Raw genomic sequence first — 18,514 nt, forward strand, 5'->3', positions numbered from 1 at the left:
GTTTCAGGCCTTGGCGAGGCGCTCCAGGGCGCCCCGGGCGACGTCGGGGCGGGTGGTGTACCAGAACGGGGGCAGCGAGCGGCGCAGGAACGGCCCGTAACCGCGGGCCGTCTCCAGCCGCGAGTCGAGCACCGCGACCACGCCCCGGTCGCCGGTCGCCCGGATCAGCCGCCCCACCCCCTGAGCGAGCCTGATCGCCGCGATCGGCACGCTGACCGCGGCGAAGCCCGACCCGCCGCCGGCGTCCACCGCGGCGGACCGGGCCGCCGCCAGCGGCTCGTCGGGGCGGGGGAAGGGCAGCCGGTCGATCACCACCAGCTGGCAGGCGTCGCCCGGCACGTCGACGCCCTGCCAGAGCGACATCACTCCGAACAGGCAGCTGGACCGCTCCTCGCGGAACCGGCGGACCAGCAGCGGCAGGGCCTCCTCGCCCTGGAGCAGCACGGGCAGGTCGGTCCGCGCGCGGACCAGCTCCGCCGCCTGCTGCGCGGCCCGCCGGGAGGAGAAGAGCCCGAGAGTACGGCCACCGAGCGCCTCGACCAGCGAGAGCAGCTCCTCACCGGCCGGGTCGGGCAGACCGGAGACACTCGGGCGGGGCAGGTGCGCGGCGACGTAGAGGATGCCCTGCCGCGCGTAGTCGAACGGCGAGCCGACGTCGAGCGAGCGCCAGCCCGGCCCGCTGCTGGCGGGGATCAGCGCACCCGGTCGTCCGCCCGGCTCGGCACGGCTCGCGCCCGTCGGTGCGCCGTTCACGCCCGTGCCCGGCGTGCCCGCGGCGGGGCGGCCGGTGGAGGCGGCCAGCGCGGCGGCGGCCGGCGAGGGCGGAGCCGGGGTCGGCGCGTCCAGCCCGAGCGCCCGGGCCACCGTGTCGAACCGGCCGCCCAGGGTCAGGGTGGCGGAGGTGGCGACCACGGTGCGCTCGTCGTAGAGGTGGGTGGCGAGGGTCCCGGCGACCGAGAGCGGCGCCACCACCAGCGCCCGACGCGAGCCGTTGTCGGGCTTCTCCACCCAGGCCACGTCGTGCTCGCTCTCCTCGAGCAACCGCTGCGCCGTGGTGGAGAGCTCGTCGAGCACCGCCTTGGCCTGCTGCTTGCGTACCGGATCGGGGTCGTCCGCCTTGATGTCGCCGATCCCGTCGAGCGCGGCGCGGGTGGCCGCGTCGAGCAGGGTGCACGCCTCGCGCAGCGGCGCGGGCAGCCCGGCGGTGATCCGCCCGGCCGGCGCCTCCGCCAGGCCGACGGCGAGGGCGTCGCCGGCGGCGGTGAGCGCGTCGGCGGTCTCCGGTCGCAGCAGCGGCCGGGCCCGGCGGGTGGACCGGTCGATCAGCTCCGGCACCAGCTCGGCCTGCGCCGCCGAGGAGACGCGGTCGGCGAGCTCGTGCGCCTCGTCGACGATGAGCAGCTTGTGCGGTGGGACGATCTGCCGCCCGGCCAGCATGTCGACCGCGAGCAGGCTGTGGTTGGTCACCACGATGTCGGCCTCGCGGGCCCGGGCCCGGGACGCCTCGGCGAAACACTCGGCGCCGAACGGGCAGCGCCCCGCGCCGACGCACTCCCGGGCCGGCATCGAGACCAGCCGCCAGGCCTGGTCGTCGACGCCCGGATCCAGCTCGTCCCGGTCGCCGGTCTCGGTCTCCGCCGCCCAGTCGCGCAACCGCTCGACCTGCTTGCCGAGCCGGCCCGCCTCACCGAGCCACTTGCCGGCGGCCGGGCGGGCCGCCGGCGCGTCGAAGAGCGTGTCCTCCGGCTCATCCTCGGTCGAGTTGTCCAGCCGGGCCAGGCACAGGTAGTGGTGCCGACCCTTGAGCACGGCGAAGGTTGGCCGGCGGCCCAGCAGCGGCTCGACCGCGTCGGCGAGCCGAGGCAGATCGTGCTCGACCAGCTGGGACTGCAGGGCCAGGGTGGCGGTGGAGACCACCACCGGCCCGTCGACGGTCAGGGCCGGGGCGAGGTAGGCCAGCGACTTGCCGGTGCCCGTGCCGGCCTGGACCAACAGGTGCTCGCGGGACGACACGCACTCCTCGATCGCCGTCGCCATCTCCTGCTGGCCGGGGCGGGCGGCGCCGCCCGGCACCGCGCCCACGGCGGCCGCGAGCAGTTCCGCGCCGCTGGACCGGGCGCCCCGGCGCCGGCCGGAGCGGGCCGACGGGGTGCTGGATCCGGTGGCGGCGCGGGGCGGAGTCACCGTGCGACGGTACCCGTCGTCGCCGACACCGGCCGCGCCGCTCCGCCGCGTGGCGTGCTCCCGGTGCGGAATTCCAGCCTGCCCGTCCGGTTACGGCGGCGCTACGACGAGTGGGTGGGATCGGTTAGGGTGCGACTCATGCCGAGCGACGTGGTCCGCGTGATCTACCGCAAGTACGACGGCAGCGCCCACCGCGACTACCCGGCCCGTCGGCTCGCCGAGGACGACCTCGGCGTCTGGCTCGGTGTGCCCGCCGGCACCAAGTCGGTCTACCACGGTCGACCGTCGGTGGAGCAGATCCCGTTCGTCCTCCTGGTCCCGCATTCCGCCTGGTGGACCGGCATGTTCAACCCGCCGCCGCGGACCAGCGAGGTCTACTGCGACATCGCCAGCCCGGCCCGGTGGGAATCCGACGACACCGTCCACCTCTTCGACCTCGACCTGGACGTGGTCCGCCGCCGGGCCACCGGCGCGGTCGAGCTGCGTGACGAGGACGAGTTCGCCGAGCACCGGGTCCGGTTCGGCTATCCGGACGAGCTGGTGGCCCAGGCGGAGGCGGCGGCCCGGTGGCTCTTCGACGCGCTCGGCGACGGCACCGAGCCGTTCGCCACCTCCTACCGGAAGTGGCTGGCCCTGGTGGTCTGAGCGGGCCTCCGGCTCACCAGCGGGGCGGCCACACCTGCGCCTCGGCCGGGTCGAGCGGCGGCAGGTCGGTGAGCTTCGCCGGGTTGAGCTGGTTGAAGATCGCGGTGATCCGGCCGTCGTGCACCGCGAACGCGGTGACCAGCCGGATCGGCCGGCCGTCGGTGTGCACCGTCTCGAGCTGGAGGCCGAACACGCCGTCGATCAGCACCGGCCGCGCCAACAGCTGCTGGTGGTAGCGGCCGGCCCGGCCGAAGAGGCCGACGGTGAAGCGGCCGACCGCGTCCGCGCCGACGACCGGGCGGCGGGCCGTGGGGAAGTGCCCGCCGCTGTCGCCGATGAGGACCACGTCCGGGGCGAGCAGGTGCAGGAGCCGGTCCAGCTCGCCGGACTCGGCGGCGGCGACGAACGCGGCGACCACCCGCCGCTGCTCGGCCGGGTCGGCGGTGTGCCGGGGCAGGTCCGGCGCGCTGACCGCGCGGCGGGCCCGGGAGGCGAGCTGCCGGGCGGCGACCTCGGTGGTGCCGAGCGCCTCGGCGATCCGGGCGAACGGCACCGCAAACACATCGTGCAGGACGAAGGCGACCCGCTGCTCCGGCGCGAGCCGCTCCAGCACCACCAGCAGGGCGGTGCCGAGCTGGTCGGTACGGACCGCCCGTTCGGCCGGATCGGGGGCGAAACCGTCGCCCCGGCCGGAGGACTCCACCGGGGTCACCACCGGCTCCGGCAGCCACTGGCCGACGTACGCCTCCCGGCGTACCCGGGCGGAGCGGAGCACGTCCAGGCAGATCCGGGCGCAGGTGGTGGTCAGCCAGGCGGACAGCTCGCGGATCTCGGCGCGCGCGGCCGGGTCGGCGAGCGCGTTGGCGTAGCGCAGCCAGGTCTCCTGCACGGCGTCCTCGGCCTCGCTGCGGCTGCCCAGCATCCGGTGGGCCACCGCCAGCAGCCGCCCCCGCTCGGCCTCGAACTCCGTCGCCAGATCCCGCACCACGTGCCCCTCCCGCCGCCGAGTCCCGGCGCACATCCTCCCGCCCCTGGGACACCGCCGCCGCCCCGAACGTGACAGCCGGGCCACGAGAGCTCCGCTCGGGGGGGGGGGGCGGAACGGCCGGGCTGGGAGAGGCCGCTCGACGGGCGGATCCGGGGCGGGTGGGTGATGATCCGGGGATGAGCGCACCTCGGGAGAGAGTGGTCGTGCCGCCGGTCGGCGGGCCGGTGCGGGAGCTGCTGCGGGTGACCGCGCCGGTCCACCTCGGCTCGATCGACCCGCGGTCCACGCCGGGGCTGCCCGACGCGGCGGTGACCGGCGAGCACCGCAAGGGCTGGGCCCGGGAGCAGGTCGAGCTGCTCGGCGCCGGGCTCGGCCGCCAGCAGGAGATGCTCTACGCCACCGCCAAGGCCGCCGAGTCCGCGCCCGATCCGGCCGGCTCCGCGCCGCCCCGGGTGCTGCTCGTGCTCCAGGCGATGGACAGCGGCGGCAAGGACGGCACGATCAAGCGGGTCGCCGGCGCGATGAACCCGCTCGGCCTGCACATCCGCTCCTTCGGCCCGCCCACGCCGGAGGAGCTGGGGCACGACTTCCTGTGGCGGATCCGGCGGGCGTTGCCGCCGCCCGGGTACGTGGGCGTCTTCAACCGCTCGCACTACGAGGACGTGCTGGCGGCCCGGGTCGGGTCGCTGGTGCCGGCGGCCGTCTGGCGGGCCAGGTACGACGAGATAAACACCTTCGAGCGGGAGCTGACCGACGCCGGGGTGACCCTGATCAAGGTGATGCTGCACATCTCCTACGCCGAGCAGGGCGCGCGCCTGCTGGCTCGGCTCGACGACCCGCGCAAGCACTGGAAGTACAACCCCTCGGACGTCGACGCCCGGGCCCGGTGGGACGACTACCAGGCCGCGTACGCCGACGCGCTGAGCCGGTGCGGCCCGGACTCCGCGCCCTGGTTCGTGGTGCCGGCCGACCGGAAGTGGTACCGGGACTGGGCGGTGGCCCACCTGCTGCGGGAGACGTTCGACACTCTCGACCTGGGGTATCCGCCAGCCGGTTTTGACCTGGCGCGGGAGCGCGAGCGGCTGCGGTCTGGGGGAGTGGAGGCGGAAGGGACGACCGAGGTGAACGGAAGGTGAACGAGCGGTGAATGCGGTCCTACCAGGGGTGGGCCGCCGAATGCCCGCCATCAGCGTTCCCTAGCATTCCCAGGGCGGGCGCTCGCGCGGGCTCCGCCACCCTTCCACCGACACGACGAGGTCCGTGCAGTGAAGTTTTCCTTCCGCCCCACCGAGGGCGCCTTCTACGAGCTCTTCACCAGGGCCGCACAGAACCTGGTCCGGGGCACCGAGCTGCTCAACGAGCTGTCCCTGCCGGGCGTCGAGGTGCAGTCGGTGAGCGAGCGGCTCACCGAGGTGGAGCACGACAGCGACCAGATCACCCACGAGCTGTACAAGAAGATCAACTCCACCTTCATCACGCCGTTCGACCGGGAGGACATCTACCGGCTCGGCTCGCTGCTCGACGACGTGATGGACCACCTGGAGGCGGTCGGCAACCTGCTCTACCTCTACGGCCTGACCAAGCTGCCGTCGCTGCCCCGGGAGATGCACGAGCTGGTCAACGTGCTCGACCTGCAGGCGAAGCTGACCGCCGAGGCGATGCCCCGGCTGAAGTCGATGAAGGATCTCGAGGACTACTGGATCGAGTGCAACCGGCTGGAGAACGAAGGCGACCAGGCGTACCGGATGCTGCTGGTCCGACTCTTCTCCGGCGAGTACGACGCGTTGACCGTGCTCAAGATGAAGGAGGTCGCCGACGAGCTGGAGGCCGCCTGCGACGCCTTCGAGCACGTGGCCAACACCGTCGAGACCATCGCGGTCAAGGAGTCCTGATCCTGTGACACCCGAACTCATCGCCGTGCTGGCGGTGATCGCGGTGGCCCTGGCGTTCGACTACACCAACGGCTTCCACGACGCCGCCAACGCGATCGCGACAAGTGTCTCGACCCGCGCCTTGACCCCCAGGATCGCCCTGCTGCTGGCCGCCGTCGGCAACTTCGTCGGCGCCCACTTCGGCGCCGGGGTGGCCAAGACGGTCGGCGACGGCCTGGTGTCCCTGCCCACCGGGGTGTCCAGCCTGGGGGTGGTCTTCGCCGGCGTGCTCGGGGCGATCGCCTGGAACCTGATCACCTGGTACTTCGGCCTGCCGTCGTCCTCCTCGCACGCGCTCTTCGGCGGCCTGGTCGGCGCGACCCTGCTCTCCACCGGCGGCATCGTGCAGTGGGTCAACATCGGGGAGAAGGTCCTCCTGCCGATGGTGCTCTCGCCGATCGTCGGCCTCACCCTCGGCTACGTGGTGATGCTGGCCATCCTCTGGCTGTTCCGGAAGGGGCAGCCGGGCCGGCTCAACCGGGGCTTCCGCTGGGCGCAGACCGCCTCGGCGGCGGCCATGTCGGTCGGCCACGGCATGCAGGACGCGGCGAAGACCATGGGCATCGTGGTCCTCGCTCTCTACACCGGTGGCTTCCAGGACGACAAGACGCACATCCCGGGCTGGGTCTTCTGGACCTCGGCGACGATGCTGGCGCTCGGCACGTACGCCGGCGGCTGGCGGATCATCCGGACCCTGGGTCGGAAGATCATCGACCTGGGCCCGCCGGAGGGCTTCGCCGCCGAGACGGTGGCCAGCGCGGTGCTCTACTTCAACGCCCTGGTGCTGAAGGCGCCGATCTCCACCACCCACACGATCACCTCGGCGATCATGGGTGTGGGCGCGACCAAGCGGCTCTCCGCCGTGCGCTGGAACGTCGCCGGCAACATCGTGCTCGCCTGGATCATCACGTTCCCGGCGGCCGCGCTGATCGCCTGCCTCACCTACCTGCTGGTCCGCCCGCTCTTCGGCTGACCGCCAACGACACCGGGCCCCTGGTCGCCGCTCGAACGGCGACCGGGGGCCCGTGGCATGACCAGCCGCCGCCGGATCGGCGGCGGGGACCGATGTCACGCGTAATCCACGCCGATCTGGCCACGGATGGTGTCGAGCAGGGCCATCACCTCGAGGGTGGTGGCGTGCGGCACCAGCGGGCTCTCGGTGAGCCCCGCCGCCAGGCAGCGCTGCACCTCGATCGCCTCGTACTGGTAGCCGCCCCCGGTCAGGTCGGCGGCGATCGTCTCCGGCTCGGCGTCGGCGCGGTGCAGGGTCATCGAGGCCGGTCGGAAGAACGGCGACGGCAGCTCGATCCGGCCGGCGGTGCCGGTGATCGAGGCGACCAGCGGGCTGGCGCCGACGATGCCGCAGCTCAGGGTGGCGACCGCACCCGAGTCGTAGCCGAGGACGACGCCGGTGTTCTCGTCCACCCCCTCCGGGCTCAGCTTCGCCCAGGACCGGACGTGCTGGGGCACCCCGAGCAGCAGGTGCGCCAGGCTCAGCGGGTAGACGCCCAGGTCGAGCAGGGCGCCACCGCCCAGCACCCGGGCCCGCATCCGGTGCTCGGGTGGGAACGGCCCGGCCACCCCGAAGTCGGCCTGCACGGCGGTCACCGTGCCGATCGCCCCCTGCGCGATCAGCTCGACCATGCGCAGGATCAGCGGGTTGGTCCGCATCCACATGGCCTCCATCAGGAAGACCCCGGCGGCGCGGGCGGTCTCGACCAGCTCGGCGCTGGTCGCCAGGTCGAGGGTGAACGGCTTCTCCAGCAGCACCGCTCGTCCGGCGGCCAGCAGCGTCATGGCGGCCTCGTGGTGGGCGGCGTGCGGCGTCGCCACGTACACCGCGTCCAGCTCCGGGTCCGCGGCCAGCTCCGCCCAGGAGCCGTACGCCCGTGGGGCGCCGTGCCGGTCGGCGAAGAGCTTCGCGCTCTCGGCGGTGCGGGAACCGACCGCGACCAGCTCGGCGCCCGGTACGTGCCGGAGGTCTTCGGCGAACCGACCGGCGATGTGGCCGGTGGCCAGGATTCCCCAACGAGTCATGCCGCAACGCTAGCGAAGAGCGACGGGCGGCCGATCGGATGATCCACCATCGGGAACTAGGCTCGCGGCATGACGATCGACCGCGACGGCTTCGCCGCGCCGCCGGCCCTGGTGGAGCACGCCCGGCGGTTCCGGGCCGAGGGCGGCGTGCCGGCCGTGCCCCGGGTGGCGGCGACGGTGCTGCTGCTCCGTCCGGCCGACGGAGACTTCGAGGTGTACCTGATCCGCCGGGTCGCCGCGATGGCCTTCGGCGGGATGTACGCCTTTCCGGGCGGCGGCGTGGATCGGTCGGACTCCCAGGCGCACCTCGGCTGGGCCGGCCCGACCCCGGCGGACTGGGGCGGCCGGCTCGGGCTCGCGCCGGACGCCGCGCAGGCGGTGGTCTGCGCCGCCGGGCGGGAGGTCTTCGAGGAGGCCGGGGTGCTGCTCGCCGGCGCCGACGCGGCCAGCGTGGTCGGCGACGTGAGCGGCGACGACTGGGAGGCCGCCCGGGTCGCGCTGGAGCAGCACCGGGGCGGCTTCGCCGACCTGCTCGCCGCTCGCGGGCTCACCCTCCGCTCCGACCTGCTGCTGCCGTGGAGCCGGTGGATCACCCCGGAGTTCGAGCCCCGCCGGTTCGACACGTACTTCTTCGTCGCTCTGCTGCCCGAGGGGCAGCGGACCCGCAACGTCTCCGGCGAGGCCGACCACGCGCTCTGGATCCGCCCGGCGCAGGCCCGGGACCGGGCCGAGGCGGGCGAGCTGACGATGCTGCCACCGACCCTGGTCACCCTGGCCCAGGTGGCGGCCGCCGGTGACCTGGCCGGCGTGGTGCGCGCGGCGGCGACCCGGGACGCGGCCACCCCGGTCACCCCACGCCTGGAGCTGTCCCCGGACGGCGAGCCGCGCTTCCTGCTGCCCTGACCCCGTCGCCCCGTCGCCGGCCGGCCGACCGGACCCGCTGGTCAGCGCGGCCCGGCGGCCGCCGTGCCCGGGAACGGAGAGAGTGGCCATCCCCCTTTGAATGGCCACTCTGCCGTGGAACGCGTACCGGGGACGGCTCAGCCGAAGCGGCCGGTGATGTAGTCCTCGGTCTTCTTCACGCTCGGGTTGCTGAAGATCCGCTGGGTGTTGTCGTACTCGATCAGCCGACCCGGGTCGCCGGTCTTCTCGATCGAGAAGAACGCCGTGCGGTCCGAGACGCGGGCGGCCTGCTGCATGTTGTGCGTGACGATGATGATCGTGAACTTGTCCTTGAGCTGGAACATCAGGTCCTCGATGGCCAGCGTGGAGATCGGGTCGAGCGCCGAGCAGGGCTCGTCCATGAGCACGACCTGCGGCTCGACCGCGATCGTCCGGGCGATGCAGAGCCGCTGCTGCTGACCGCCGGAGAGGCCGGCGCCGGGCTTGCCGAGCCGGTCCTTGACCTCGTCCCAGAGGTTCGCCGAGCGGAGCGCCTTCTCCGCGGCCTCGTCCAGGATCGACTTCTTCCGTACGCCGTTGAGCCGCAGCCCGGCCACCACGTTCTCGTAGATGCTCATGGTGGGGAACGGGTTCGGCCGCTGGAAGACCATGCCGATCATGCGCCGGACCGCGGTGACGTCCACGTCCCGGTCGTAGATGTCCTGGTCGTCGATGGTGAGGCTGCCCTCGACCCGGGCTCCGGGGAGCACCTCGTGCATCCGGTTGATCGAGCGGAGGAAGGTGGACTTGCCGCAGCCGGACGGGCCGATCAGGGCGGTCACCGTCTTGGGCTCGACGGTCAGGCTGATGTTCTCGATCGCCTTGAAGCCGCCGTAGTAGGCGGTGACGTTCGAGGCTTCGATGCGCTTGGCCATGGTGGTGGTACCTCCGGGGTTCATCGGCCGAGCCGGTTGCGACGGGCCAGCAGCTTCGCCGCGATCGTCAGGATCAGCACGAGGGCGACCAGGGTGAGGGCGGCGGTCCACGCCCGCGCGGGCGCGTACCGGGAGGCGTCGCCGGCCTGCTGGTAGACGAAGAGCGCCAGCGACGACTGGTTGTTCTCGAACGCGTTGAAGTTGATCCCGGCGCCGCCGCCGGCGACGAGCAGCACCGGCGCCGTCTCGCCCGCGGCACGGGCGATGGAGAGCATGACGCCGGTCACGATGCCCGGCAGCGCGGTCGGCAGCACGATCCGCACGATCGTCTTCCACTTCGGCACGCCGAGGGCGTACGCGCCCTCGCGCAGCGGCGCCGGGACGAGGCGCAGCATCTCCTCGGTGGAGCGGACCACGGTGGGCAGCATCAGCACGCTGAGCGCGAGCGCCGCGGCGAAGCCGGAGAAGCTCGGCCGGCCGTCGTTGAACCACGGCGACACGATCAGCACCCAGAACGCCAGGACGAAGAGACCCGAGACGATCGACGGGATGCCGGTCATCACGTCGACGAAGAACCGGATCGCGAAGGCGAACTTGCCTCGGCCGTACTCGACCACGTAGATGGCGCAGAGGATGCCCAGCGGGACGGTGATCAGGGCGGCGATGCCGACCTGCTCCAGCGTGCCCACGATCGCGTGGTACGCGCCGCCGTTCGGGTCGCGGGCCCCGATGTTGTTCATCGAGGTGAGGAAGAAGTTGCCGTCGAGGCGCTCGACGCCGTTGCTGACCAGCGTCCACACCACCGAGGCGAGCGGCAGCACGGCCAGCACGAACGCCGAGTGGATCAGCGCGCTCCAGGTGCGGTTACGGGCCGAGCGGCGCCCCTCGACCGCGTTCGCCGCGGCGAAGAGCCCGGCCAGGTAGAACAGCGCGCCGAGCACCACGACGAGCGCCGGGCCGCCGATGCCGGCGCCGTACACCACGGCGGCGGCGACCAGCACGGCCGCCAGTGCGATGACCGGTGCGGCGTACCGGGGCAGCCGCTTCGCCCGCAGCGTGGCGGGCTGGGCCGCCGGTTGGGGACGGTGGGTGGTGACGCTGGTGCTCATGCGGCCGACTCCGTGAACTCCCGGCGGCGGTAGATGATCACGCGCGCCGTGATGTTGACGATCAGCGTGATCGCGAAGAGCACCAGGCCGGAGGCGATCAGCGCGCCCCGTCCGGTCTCGTTCGCCTCGCCGAACGTGTTGGCGATGTTCGCGGCGATGCTGTTGCCGCCGTTCTCGATCAGGTTGAACGAGATGCCGAAGGTGATGCCGAGGGTCATCGCCAGCGCGATGGTCTCGCCGAGCGCCCGGCCCAGGCCGAGCATGACCGCGGCGATGATGCCGGGCCGGCCGTAGGGCAGCACCGCGGTGCGGATCGTCTCCCACCGGGTGGCGCCGAGGGCGAGGGCGGCCTCCTCGTTGGCGGTCGGGGTCTGCAGGAACACCTCGCGGGAGAGCGAGGTGATGATGGGCAGCACCATGATCGCCAGAACCAGGGAGCCGAGCAGGATCGACTTCCCGAACGGCCCGTCGCCGCCGAAGATCGGGATCCAGCTGAAGTACTTGTTCAACCAGACGGACAGGTCCTGTACCGGCTTCAGGAAGACCTCCCGGCCCCACAGACCGAAGACCACGCTGGGCACGGCGGCGAGCAGGTCGATCAGGAAGCCGAGCGTGGTGCCCACCCGCCGCGGCGCGTAGTGGGAGAGGTAGAGCGCGATGCCCAGGGCGACCGGCACCGCCACCACCAGCGCCAGGGCCGCGGTGAGCACGGTGCCGAAGGCGAGCGCGCCGATGCCGAACTTCGGCTCGGCGTCGTTGGGGAACCACCCCTCGAAGGTCCAGAAGTTCTCGGTGTTGGCGCGCAGGGCCGGTGTCGCCTTGGCGATCAGGAAGACCGCGATCGCCGCGATGATGACCAGGACGGCGGTGCCGGCGGCCAGGGTGAGACCGCGGAAGGCTCGCTCGGCGCCGAACTTGCGGGATCGGGGCAGCGCGCCGCCGCCGCCCAGCCCGGTGCCGCCCGGGGTGCGGGTGCTGACTGGTGCCTCGGCCACACGCGCCGAGGCACCGGCGGGCCACTCGTGACTCTGGGTCACGCGGGTCCCGCCGGTGCCGGCGTCGGCCGAGCGGTGGGGGTTTTCACCCATCTGCTCGCTCGATTCGATTGCGGAGTGGTGTGTTCGGGTCAGGAGATGTTCTTGACCGCGGCCTCGACCTTGGTGCGGACGGTCTCCGGCAGCGGGGCGTAGCCCAGCTCGGTCAGGGCAGCCTGGCCCTCGGTGCTGGCGGCGTGGGTCAGGAAGCCCTTCACCAGCGGCAGCTTGTCGGCGGCGAGACCCTTGCCGCAGACGATCTCGTAGGTCACCAGGACGATCGGGTAGGCCCCGGCCTCCTTGGTGTTGTAGTCGATCGACATCTTCAGGTCGTCGCCCTGGCCCTCGACCTTGGCACCGGCGATGGTCTTACCGGCGGACTCGGCGGTCAGCGCGGTGAACTCACCCGCACCGTTGGCGACCTTGGCCATCTTCAGGCCACCGTTCTCGGCGTACGACCACTCGACGTAGCCGATGGTGCCGGCCTGACCCTTGATGGCGCTGGCCACACCGTCGGACTTGGCGGCACCGGTACCACCCGGGGCCTTCCACTCCTTGGCCTTACCGAAGCTCCAGTCGGCCTCGGCGGTCTCGGCCAGGTAGTTGGTGAAGTTGTCCGTGGTGCCGGAGGAGTCCGAGCGGTGCACGGCGTTGATCGCGGTCGACGGCAGCTTGGCGTCCGGGTTGTCGGCCTTGATCGTCGCGTCGTCCCACTTGGTCACCTTGCCGGCGAAGATCTTCGCCAGGGTGGCCGGCTTGAGCTGGAGGTTGTCCACGCCGTCGAGGTTGTAGGCGATGGCCACCGGGCCGATCACCATCGGCAGGTGGATGGCCGCGCCGCTCGGGCACTTGGCGTCAGCCTGCGGCTGCTCCTCGGGCTTGAGCGCCGAGTCGGAGCCGGCGAAGTCGGCGGTGCCGGCGATGAACGCCTGGATGCCGGCGCCGGAGCCGGAGGGCTCGTAGTTAATCTTGGCGCCGGAGCACTCCTGCTGGTACGCCTTGATCCACTCGTCCATGGCGTTCTTCTGCGCGGACGAGCCCTGGGCGTTCAGCGTGCCGGTGGCGCAGTCGACCGCGGACGCCGAGCCGGAGGCGCTGGCACCGGTGGCGGGCTCGTTGTTGTCCGAGCCGCATGCGCTGAGAGCGAGCGTCGCGGTAAGAGCGAGGCAGGCGAGCATGCCGTGCCGCTGGAGCTTCACCTGAGGGGTTTCCCTTCACGTCTGACCTGGCGCCCCGATCGGGGCCCGGGGACCGGCAGTGACCGGCTGATTCCACAAGTTAGGAGGGCCAGGTAGCCGGAGCGCCGGTCATAAATGAACGGAAGGTGAACACGTGCGGCCCTGGTGATGACCGCTCGCTGAGGGTGGGTTGTCCGTTAAGTGAACTCGCGTGCCCCTGTCGGAAGTATCCGTATATTTCCGGTACGGTGTTACCGCGCCGAGGCGCCCCCGTTATCTGCCGGTGACCGGTGGCGCCCGGCGTCATCGCGCACCCCGGGTGGGTGCGCAGCGCATCCCGGGCGGGTGCGCTTCCTCCGGTGGGGTCAGCCCAACTGGTAGTTGACGTGCGCCGACCAACGCAGGAAGCCGAGCCGCTCGTAGAGGGCCATCGCGCCGGCGTTCGTCTCGTCGACGTAGAGCATCACCCGGTCCAGGCCGCGCCGGTCCCGCAGGTACGCCAGCCCCGCGGTGCTCAGCGCACGGCCCAGCCCGCCGCGGTGCACCGTCGGATCCACTCCCAGCACGTAGACCTCGCCGATCCGGGCCGAGCCTGGGCGCTCGTGCACCTTGGTCCAGTGGAAGCCGAGCAGCCGCCCGGTGGAGTCCTCCACCGCGAGCAGGAAACCGGCCGGGTCGAACCACGGCTCGGCCAGCCGTACCCGCAGGTCGTCGGCGGTCCACCGACCCTGCTCGGGGTGGTCGGCGAAGGCCCGGGCGTTGACCGCGAGCCAGGCCGCGTCGTCCGTACCCGGCTGGAACGCGCGCAGCGTCACGCCGTCGGGCAGCTGGGGTTCGCCCAGCGGGGCGGTCAGCGACCGGCGCAGCTGCCAGAGCACCCGGGCCCGGGTGAAGCCCAGGTCGACCGCGAGTGCGGCGGCCGACGGGTGGTCGCCGTGCGCCCAGGCCCGCAGCGGACCGGTGGCCGAGGCCAGCACTCCGCGGGCCAGCGCCCGGCCGGTGCCACGCCGCCGGTACGCGGGGTGCACCACCAGCTCCACGCCGATCCCGTCGGCCGGGTCGGTGGTGTCCAGGTGGGCGTACCCGGTCAGCGTCCCGTCGTCGGCCCGCGCGGTCAGGTGCACGGCCGCGGCCGCCGGGTCGCGCAGCCGGAGCAGGACGTGTTCGTCGAGCGGGTCCGCACCGTCCGTGTCGCCCGCGGAACGGGCCAGGGCCAGCACGTCGGCGATCTCCGCGGAAGCGAGTCGGTCGTTGCGGGTCACCTGGTCGATCGTGGGCTCGGCGCTGCTCATTCCGTCACCGTAGCCGGACCGCCTCGGCGTGCCGCCGGCGTCCCGGCGTCCCGGGCCGTCGGCCGGGTCACGTCGGGTCGGTCGGCAGCGCCTCCAGCTCGAACCGCGAGGTCAGGTCCGGCAGGATGCGGTACAGCGAGTCCACCGTGCCCTGCCGGTTGCCGCCGGCGTCGTGCAGCAGCACGACCGATCCCGGTTCGACCGCGGTGAGCACCGTCGCGGTGATCCGGCCCGCGCCGGGTGTGTCCCAGTCCGACGGATCCACCGTCCAGTGCACCGGCGTCATGCCCAGGGAGTGCGCCGTCGAGACCACGGGATAGGTCCACGCGCCGCCGGGCTGGCGGTACCAGACGATCGGCGCGTCGGGCACCGCCGCCCGGATCGCCTCGTTCGTCCGCAGCAGGTCGGTCCGGATCGCGGCCGGCGCTCGCTTGCCCAGGGTGACGTCGTGGTTCCAGGAGTGGTTGCAGAGGGTGTGCCCGTCGGCAACGATCGCCCGGATCAGGTCGGGATGGTTCTGCGCGTTCTCCCCGACCACGCAGAAGGTCGCTTTGACGCCGAACTCGCGGAGCGCCGTGAGAACCTGCGGCGTGTACTGCGGATCCGGTCCGTCGTCGAAGGTCAGCGCGACCTTCTCGTTGCCGGTGGTGGAGTGCGCGCCGAACAGGCTGTCACCCGTGGCGTCCCGGGCGGAGCCGTCCTGCCCCGCCTCGGTCGGGCCGGCACTGCGGCCGTCCGGATGCGGGGTCGAGGTTTCCGGTGCGGCCGGCTGGTCGGCGGAGTCCGGGTCCAGATCGCCGGCGACCCCGGTGGCGTTGTGTTGCGGCCGGTCCGGGACCAGGCTCCGGCCCAGGGCGTACGCCGAGCCGAGCAGCACGGCCACCACCACGGTGACGGTAGCGACCGCGCGGCCGGTGGAACCCGGCCGCAGCAGCGCTCGTAGCCGGTCCGTCCACCGGCTCCCGCCGCCCACCGTGGTCATCGCACGCACCATCGCCCTTTCCGCTGACAACTCGGCAGTCAGAATAGGTCCGACTGTCGGCGCAAAAAGGGCATATGGGAAATAGTTCCCCGGGAGGGGGGAGGGTCAGACCGGCAGCGGCGCGTGCTCCGCCTCGGGCAGCGACCGCGACGGCGGCACGACGAACTTGTAGCCCACCTGCCGGACGGTGCCGATCATCGACTCGTACTCCGAGCCGAGCTTGGCCCGTAGCCGTCGGACGTGCACGTCCACCGTCCGGGTGCCGCCGAAGTAGTCGTAGCCCCAGACCTCGCGCAGGAGCTGGTCGCGGGTGAAGACCCGGCCCGGGTGCTGGGCGAGGAACTTCAGCAGCTCGAACTCCTTGTAGGTGAGATCGAGCGGCCGGCCCTTGAGCTTGGCGGCGTAGGTGTCCGGGTCGATGGTCAGCTCGCCAGCCCGGATCGAGCCGCCGGCGCCGGCGACCGCGTTGGTCAGCCGGCCCACCGCGAGTCGCAGCCGGGCCTCGACCTCGGCCGGCCCGGCCGAGGCGAGGATGACGTCGTCGACGCCCCAGTCGGCGTTCAGGGCGATCAGCCCGGCCTCGGTGACCACCGCGACCAGCGGGACGCCCAGGCCGGTGGCGTGCAGCATCCGGCAGGTCGCCCGGGCCTCGCTGAGCTCGGAGCGGGCGTCGACCATGACCGCGTCGGGACTCGGGCCGGCGACCAGCGTGCGGACGTCGCGCGGCGCGGTGCGAACCGAGTGGGGCAGCAGGTCGAGTGCCGGCAGCACTGCGGACGGTTCGCCTGCACGTGCGCTCACCAGCAGCAGGATCTCCACGATCACCTCCGTCCCGGCGGCCTCTCGGCCGCACGCGACCAGCTGCACTCCGTGGTGGGGGTGCGCTGAGAACTAGCGTGGGTCCCGGCGTCGCTGACGGGCGGGGTAACGGGTTGAGCGTAACCGATCGCTCCGGCAGCGCCGTGGGAGCACTTCCACTTTGTTCGCTTTGCCCTTGATCGCGGGGCATCTTTTAACGTTGTCGAAACCCGTGACCTCCGCTCCGGGGGGTCGGTCTGGCACGATCGGGGCGTGTTTCCCTCCACCTCGCCCGAGACCGGCCGGGACCCATGGTCCGACGGGCCCCGTCCGGGCCCTGGCCACGGCCAACCGCCGGCGCCGCGCAGCGGCCCGGGTCCCGACGACGATGATCGCCGGGAGCGCAGCGGACCCCGCCGGGCCCGGCGCGGTGGTGAGCCGGCCCGTCGTACGGACGACGACGCGGCGGTCGAGCCGGACGAGGAGGTCGTGCCGCCCGTCGAGGTACGCCGGCCGCTCTCGGTGGCCACCGCCGGCTTCGCCGCCCTGCTCGGCGTCGGCCTGGTGCTCGCGGCGCAGACCTCCGGGCCGGGGCACCGGCTGCCCTTCGCGATCGTCATCTTCGGCGTCCAACTGCTCTTCGTGCTGGCCTGGACGATGGCCATGCGCCCGCCCGCGGTGCTGCTGGTCGCACTGGTCAGCGTGGGCGCGGCCGTGGCGGCCGACACGGCGGCGGTGCAATCGGACATCGCCGGCCTGGCGCCGCTGGGCTACGTCGCCGCCGGCGGCTTCGTCCTCGGCGTGCTCGGTCAGCTGGTCCGCCGGGTCGACCGGGTGCGGGTGACCGACTCGCTCGGCACCACGTTGCTGATCGTGGTCGGCGTGGTCGCCTTCGGCACGCTGATCGTGCTGAGCCGGATCCCGGCCGGCACCCAGGCGATCACCGTCTGCCTGACCGCCAGCGGCGTCGCGCTCACCGTGGCCCGGTTGACCGACGCGGTCGCGCCGTGGCCCCGGCTCGCCCCCCAGGTGCCCCGAGGTGCGGCCGGCGTGGTCGGCGGCGCGATGGTCGGCACCCTGGCCAGCGCGGCGCTGGGCAGCTACCTGGTCACCCCGTTCACCCCGACCCGGGCGGCCATCATCGGGCTGGTGGCGGCGGTCACCGCCGTGCTGGCCGACCTCGCCGTGGGTTACGCCGAGGCGGGCCGGCTGATGGCCGGCGAGCCACCGACCATGTGGGTCGCCCGGCACATGCAGGGCCCGCTCGGCGGGTTCGCCCTGGCCGCGCCGGCGGCGTACGCCATGTGCATGCTCTTCCTCTGAACGTACGGTTGAGCGCGACGCCGGCCGGGTACCAACGGTGCGCCGCCCGGCGGCACCGGCAGTGACCATGCGCCGCAGCGCGGCGAGCGGAGACAGGAGACGGTGTGGCGCAGGCCCAAGCGGCGTACGAGGAACGTCCACGGCGACGCGGACGCAAGGCGCTCGTCGTGCTCGTCGTCCTGCTGCTCGTACTTGGCGGGATCCTGGTGATCGCCGACCGGGTGGCCGTCGGCGTGGCCGAGCGGGCCATCGCCGACCAGGTCCGCCAGGAGGTGGCCAAGCAGAACGCGCAGTCCGCCCCGCCGGAGGTCGAGGTGGGCGGCTTCCCGTTCCTGAACCAGGTGCTCGAGGGCCGCTACGAGCGCATCTCCATTGTGCTGCGGGAGGTGCGCGGCTCGGTGCAGGGCGACGCGATCAGCCTTCCGGAGCTCGACGTGGACGCCCGCAACGTCCGGGCCTCGCTCGACACCATCCGCTCCGGCCAGGGTGACGTGGTCGCCGAGACCGTCAACGGCACCGGCACGATCAGCTACCAGAGCCTGGCGGCCCTGCTCGACCGGCCCGGCCTCACCCTGGGCGAGCAGGGCGGCAAACTCGCGGTCACCGCCCCGGTGGACATCCTCGGCGCGAAGCTGACCGTCACCGGCACGGCCGACGTGACGGTCAGCAAGCAGGGGCAGGTCAGCCTGCGCTTCAACAACCTGGACGCCGAGGGGCTGCCGAACCTGCCGCTGGCCCGCACGCTGCTGAACAACTACGCCAAGGGCATCTCGGTCGACGTGCCCCTGCCCGACCTGCCCTTCCAGCTCGCCGTCCGCGAGGTCCGGCCGACGCCCGAGGGGCTGACGGTCACCGCGGACGCGAAGGACGTACCCATCAACTCGGCCGGCTGAGTCGAGGGCGGCCCCCGGTCGCGGCCGGCGTCCCGGATGCTGGTCGGGCCGGTGGCACCCCCGGTGGTGGCTGGTAGGCTCCCTGACCATGGGGACGCTCCTCACCAAACGGCGCGCGGTCGACCTGTGCCGCGTGGCCACCTGCCTGTGTCGCCCCGTCATCTGACGGCGGGGCTGTCCTCGGTCGCCTGAGCGACCACCGGCACGCAGGGTTCGCAAACCCCAGTGCTTTCCCCCATCGCCCGGCAGCGGCGCCGTCGCACGAACCCGTGATCCGTCCTTCCCAAGGGGTCCCGCGCGTGG

The 18,514-nt window shown here is 72.8% G+C and carries 18 protein-coding genes; 8 read left to right on the forward strand and 10 right to left on the reverse strand.

From position 1 onward, the window contains the following. Positions 1-3: 3 nt before the first annotated feature. The gene (locus AB0C04_RS19015; RefSeq protein WP_357056026.1) at positions 4-2,184 is read right to left on the reverse strand and encodes an ATP-dependent DNA helicase; all 2,181 of its coding nucleotides are present in this window, start codon (positions 2,182-2,184) and stop codon (positions 4-6) included. A gap of 138 nt (positions 2,185-2,322) precedes the next feature. Between AB0C04_RS19015 and AB0C04_RS19020 the strand changes: the two genes are divergently transcribed. Continuing rightward, entirely contained in the window at positions 2,323-2,829 is a 507-nt protein-coding gene (locus AB0C04_RS19020; protein ID WP_357056029.1) for a DUF402 domain-containing protein, read from the forward strand. Between the two features lie 13 nt (positions 2,830-2,842). Here the strand turns inward: AB0C04_RS19020 and sigJ are convergent, their stop codons facing one another. After that, positions 2,843-3,814, reverse strand: coding sequence for an RNA polymerase sigma factor SigJ (sigJ, locus tag AB0C04_RS19025; protein WP_357056550.1), 972 nt, complete (start codon positions 3,812-3,814; stop codon positions 2,843-2,845). Positions 3,815-3,993: 179 nt separating this feature from the next. On the opposite strand from sigJ, the gene AB0C04_RS19030 reads away from it, so the two are divergent. The 3 genes from AB0C04_RS19030 (at position 3,994) to AB0C04_RS19040 (ending at position 6,721) form a co-directional block, all read left to right on the forward strand. Next, positions 3,994-4,953 (forward strand): PPK2 family polyphosphate kinase, encoded by a 960-nt coding sequence (locus tag AB0C04_RS19030; RefSeq protein ID WP_357056032.1) that lies wholly within the window; start codon positions 3,994-3,996, stop codon positions 4,951-4,953. A 129-nt stretch (positions 4,954-5,082) separates the two neighbouring features. Further along, complete coding sequence (locus tag AB0C04_RS19035; RefSeq protein ID WP_357056035.1) at positions 5,083-5,709, forward strand: DUF47 family protein; 627 nt, start codon at positions 5,083-5,085, stop codon at positions 5,707-5,709. 4 nt (positions 5,710-5,713) lie between these two features. Beyond that, the gene (locus AB0C04_RS19040) at positions 5,714-6,721 is read left to right on the forward strand and encodes an inorganic phosphate transporter (protein WP_357056038.1); all 1,008 of its coding nucleotides are present in this window, start codon (positions 5,714-5,716) and stop codon (positions 6,719-6,721) included. Between the two features lie 95 nt (positions 6,722-6,816). Here the strand turns inward: AB0C04_RS19040 and AB0C04_RS19045 are convergent, their stop codons facing one another. Then, complete coding sequence (locus AB0C04_RS19045) at positions 6,817-7,785, reverse strand: Gfo/Idh/MocA family oxidoreductase (protein ID WP_357056041.1); 969 nt, start codon at positions 7,783-7,785, stop codon at positions 6,817-6,819. A gap of 69 nt (positions 7,786-7,854) precedes the next feature. On the opposite strand from AB0C04_RS19045, the gene AB0C04_RS19050 reads away from it, so the two are divergent. Continuing rightward, on the forward strand, positions 7,855-8,688 hold the full coding sequence (locus tag AB0C04_RS19050) for an NUDIX hydrolase (protein WP_357056044.1): 834 nt from the start codon (positions 7,855-7,857) through the stop codon (positions 8,686-8,688). Positions 8,689-8,825: 137 nt separating this feature from the next. Here the strand turns inward: AB0C04_RS19050 and pstB are convergent, their stop codons facing one another. The 7 genes from pstB to AB0C04_RS19085 all read right to left on the reverse strand — a co-directional run bounded on the left by pstB (position 8,826) and on the right by AB0C04_RS19085 (position 16,022). Beyond that, positions 8,826-9,602, reverse strand: a complete 777-nt coding sequence (gene pstB, locus AB0C04_RS19055) for a phosphate ABC transporter ATP-binding protein PstB (protein ID WP_350873395.1) — start codon at positions 9,600-9,602, stop codon at positions 8,826-8,828. 20 nt (positions 9,603-9,622) lie between these two features. Continuing rightward, positions 9,623-10,711, reverse strand: coding sequence for a phosphate ABC transporter permease PstA (pstA, locus tag AB0C04_RS19060; RefSeq protein WP_357056047.1), 1,089 nt, complete (start codon positions 10,709-10,711; stop codon positions 9,623-9,625). Continuing rightward, entirely contained in the window at positions 10,708-11,799 is a 1,092-nt protein-coding gene (gene pstC / locus AB0C04_RS19065) for a phosphate ABC transporter permease subunit PstC (RefSeq protein WP_350873393.1), read from the reverse strand. Before pstC ends, pstA begins: the two co-directional genes overlap by 4 nt. 38 nt (positions 11,800-11,837) lie before the next feature. Next, on the reverse strand, positions 11,838-12,944 hold the full coding sequence (pstS, locus tag AB0C04_RS19070) for a phosphate ABC transporter substrate-binding protein PstS (RefSeq protein ID WP_357056052.1): 1,107 nt from the start codon (positions 12,942-12,944) through the stop codon (positions 11,838-11,840). Between the two features lie 344 nt (positions 12,945-13,288). Next, positions 13,289-14,215 carry a mycothiol synthase gene (mshD, locus tag AB0C04_RS19075; protein ID WP_357056055.1) on the reverse strand — a complete coding sequence of 309 codons (927 nt, stop codon included), beginning with the start codon at positions 14,213-14,215 and terminating at the stop codon, positions 13,289-13,291. 67 nt (positions 14,216-14,282) lie between these two features. Then, a complete protein-coding gene (locus AB0C04_RS19080) occupies positions 14,283-15,197 on the reverse strand; it encodes a polysaccharide deacetylase family protein (protein WP_357056058.1) in 915 nt (304 codons plus the stop codon). A gap of 105 nt (positions 15,198-15,302) precedes the next feature. After that, positions 15,303-16,022 carry a response regulator transcription factor gene (locus AB0C04_RS19085; RefSeq protein WP_350875807.1) on the reverse strand — a complete coding sequence of 240 codons (720 nt, stop codon included), beginning with the start codon at positions 16,020-16,022 and terminating at the stop codon, positions 15,303-15,305. A 246-nt stretch (positions 16,023-16,268) separates the two neighbouring features. Between AB0C04_RS19085 and AB0C04_RS19090 the strand changes: the two genes are divergently transcribed. The 3 genes from AB0C04_RS19090 (at position 16,269) to AB0C04_RS19100 (ending at position 18,377) form a co-directional block, all read left to right on the forward strand. Next, positions 16,269-17,318, forward strand: coding sequence for a hypothetical protein (locus AB0C04_RS19090; protein ID WP_357056061.1), 1,050 nt, complete (start codon positions 16,269-16,271; stop codon positions 17,316-17,318). Between the two features lie 104 nt (positions 17,319-17,422). Continuing rightward, positions 17,423-18,211: a DUF2993 domain-containing protein gene (locus AB0C04_RS19095; RefSeq protein WP_357056064.1), complete on the forward strand. Its 789-nt coding sequence runs from the start codon at positions 17,423-17,425 to the stop codon at positions 18,209-18,211. Between the two features lie 88 nt (positions 18,212-18,299). Continuing rightward, entirely contained in the window at positions 18,300-18,377 is a 78-nt protein-coding gene (locus AB0C04_RS19100; RefSeq protein WP_311202345.1) for an Ms5788A family Cys-rich leader peptide, read from the forward strand. Positions 18,378-18,514: the final 137 nt, after the last annotated feature.

It is taken from the genome of Micromonospora sp. NPDC048909 (assembly GCF_040649635.1).
Lineage (GTDB): Bacteria > Actinomycetota > Actinomycetes > Mycobacteriales > Micromonosporaceae > Micromonospora.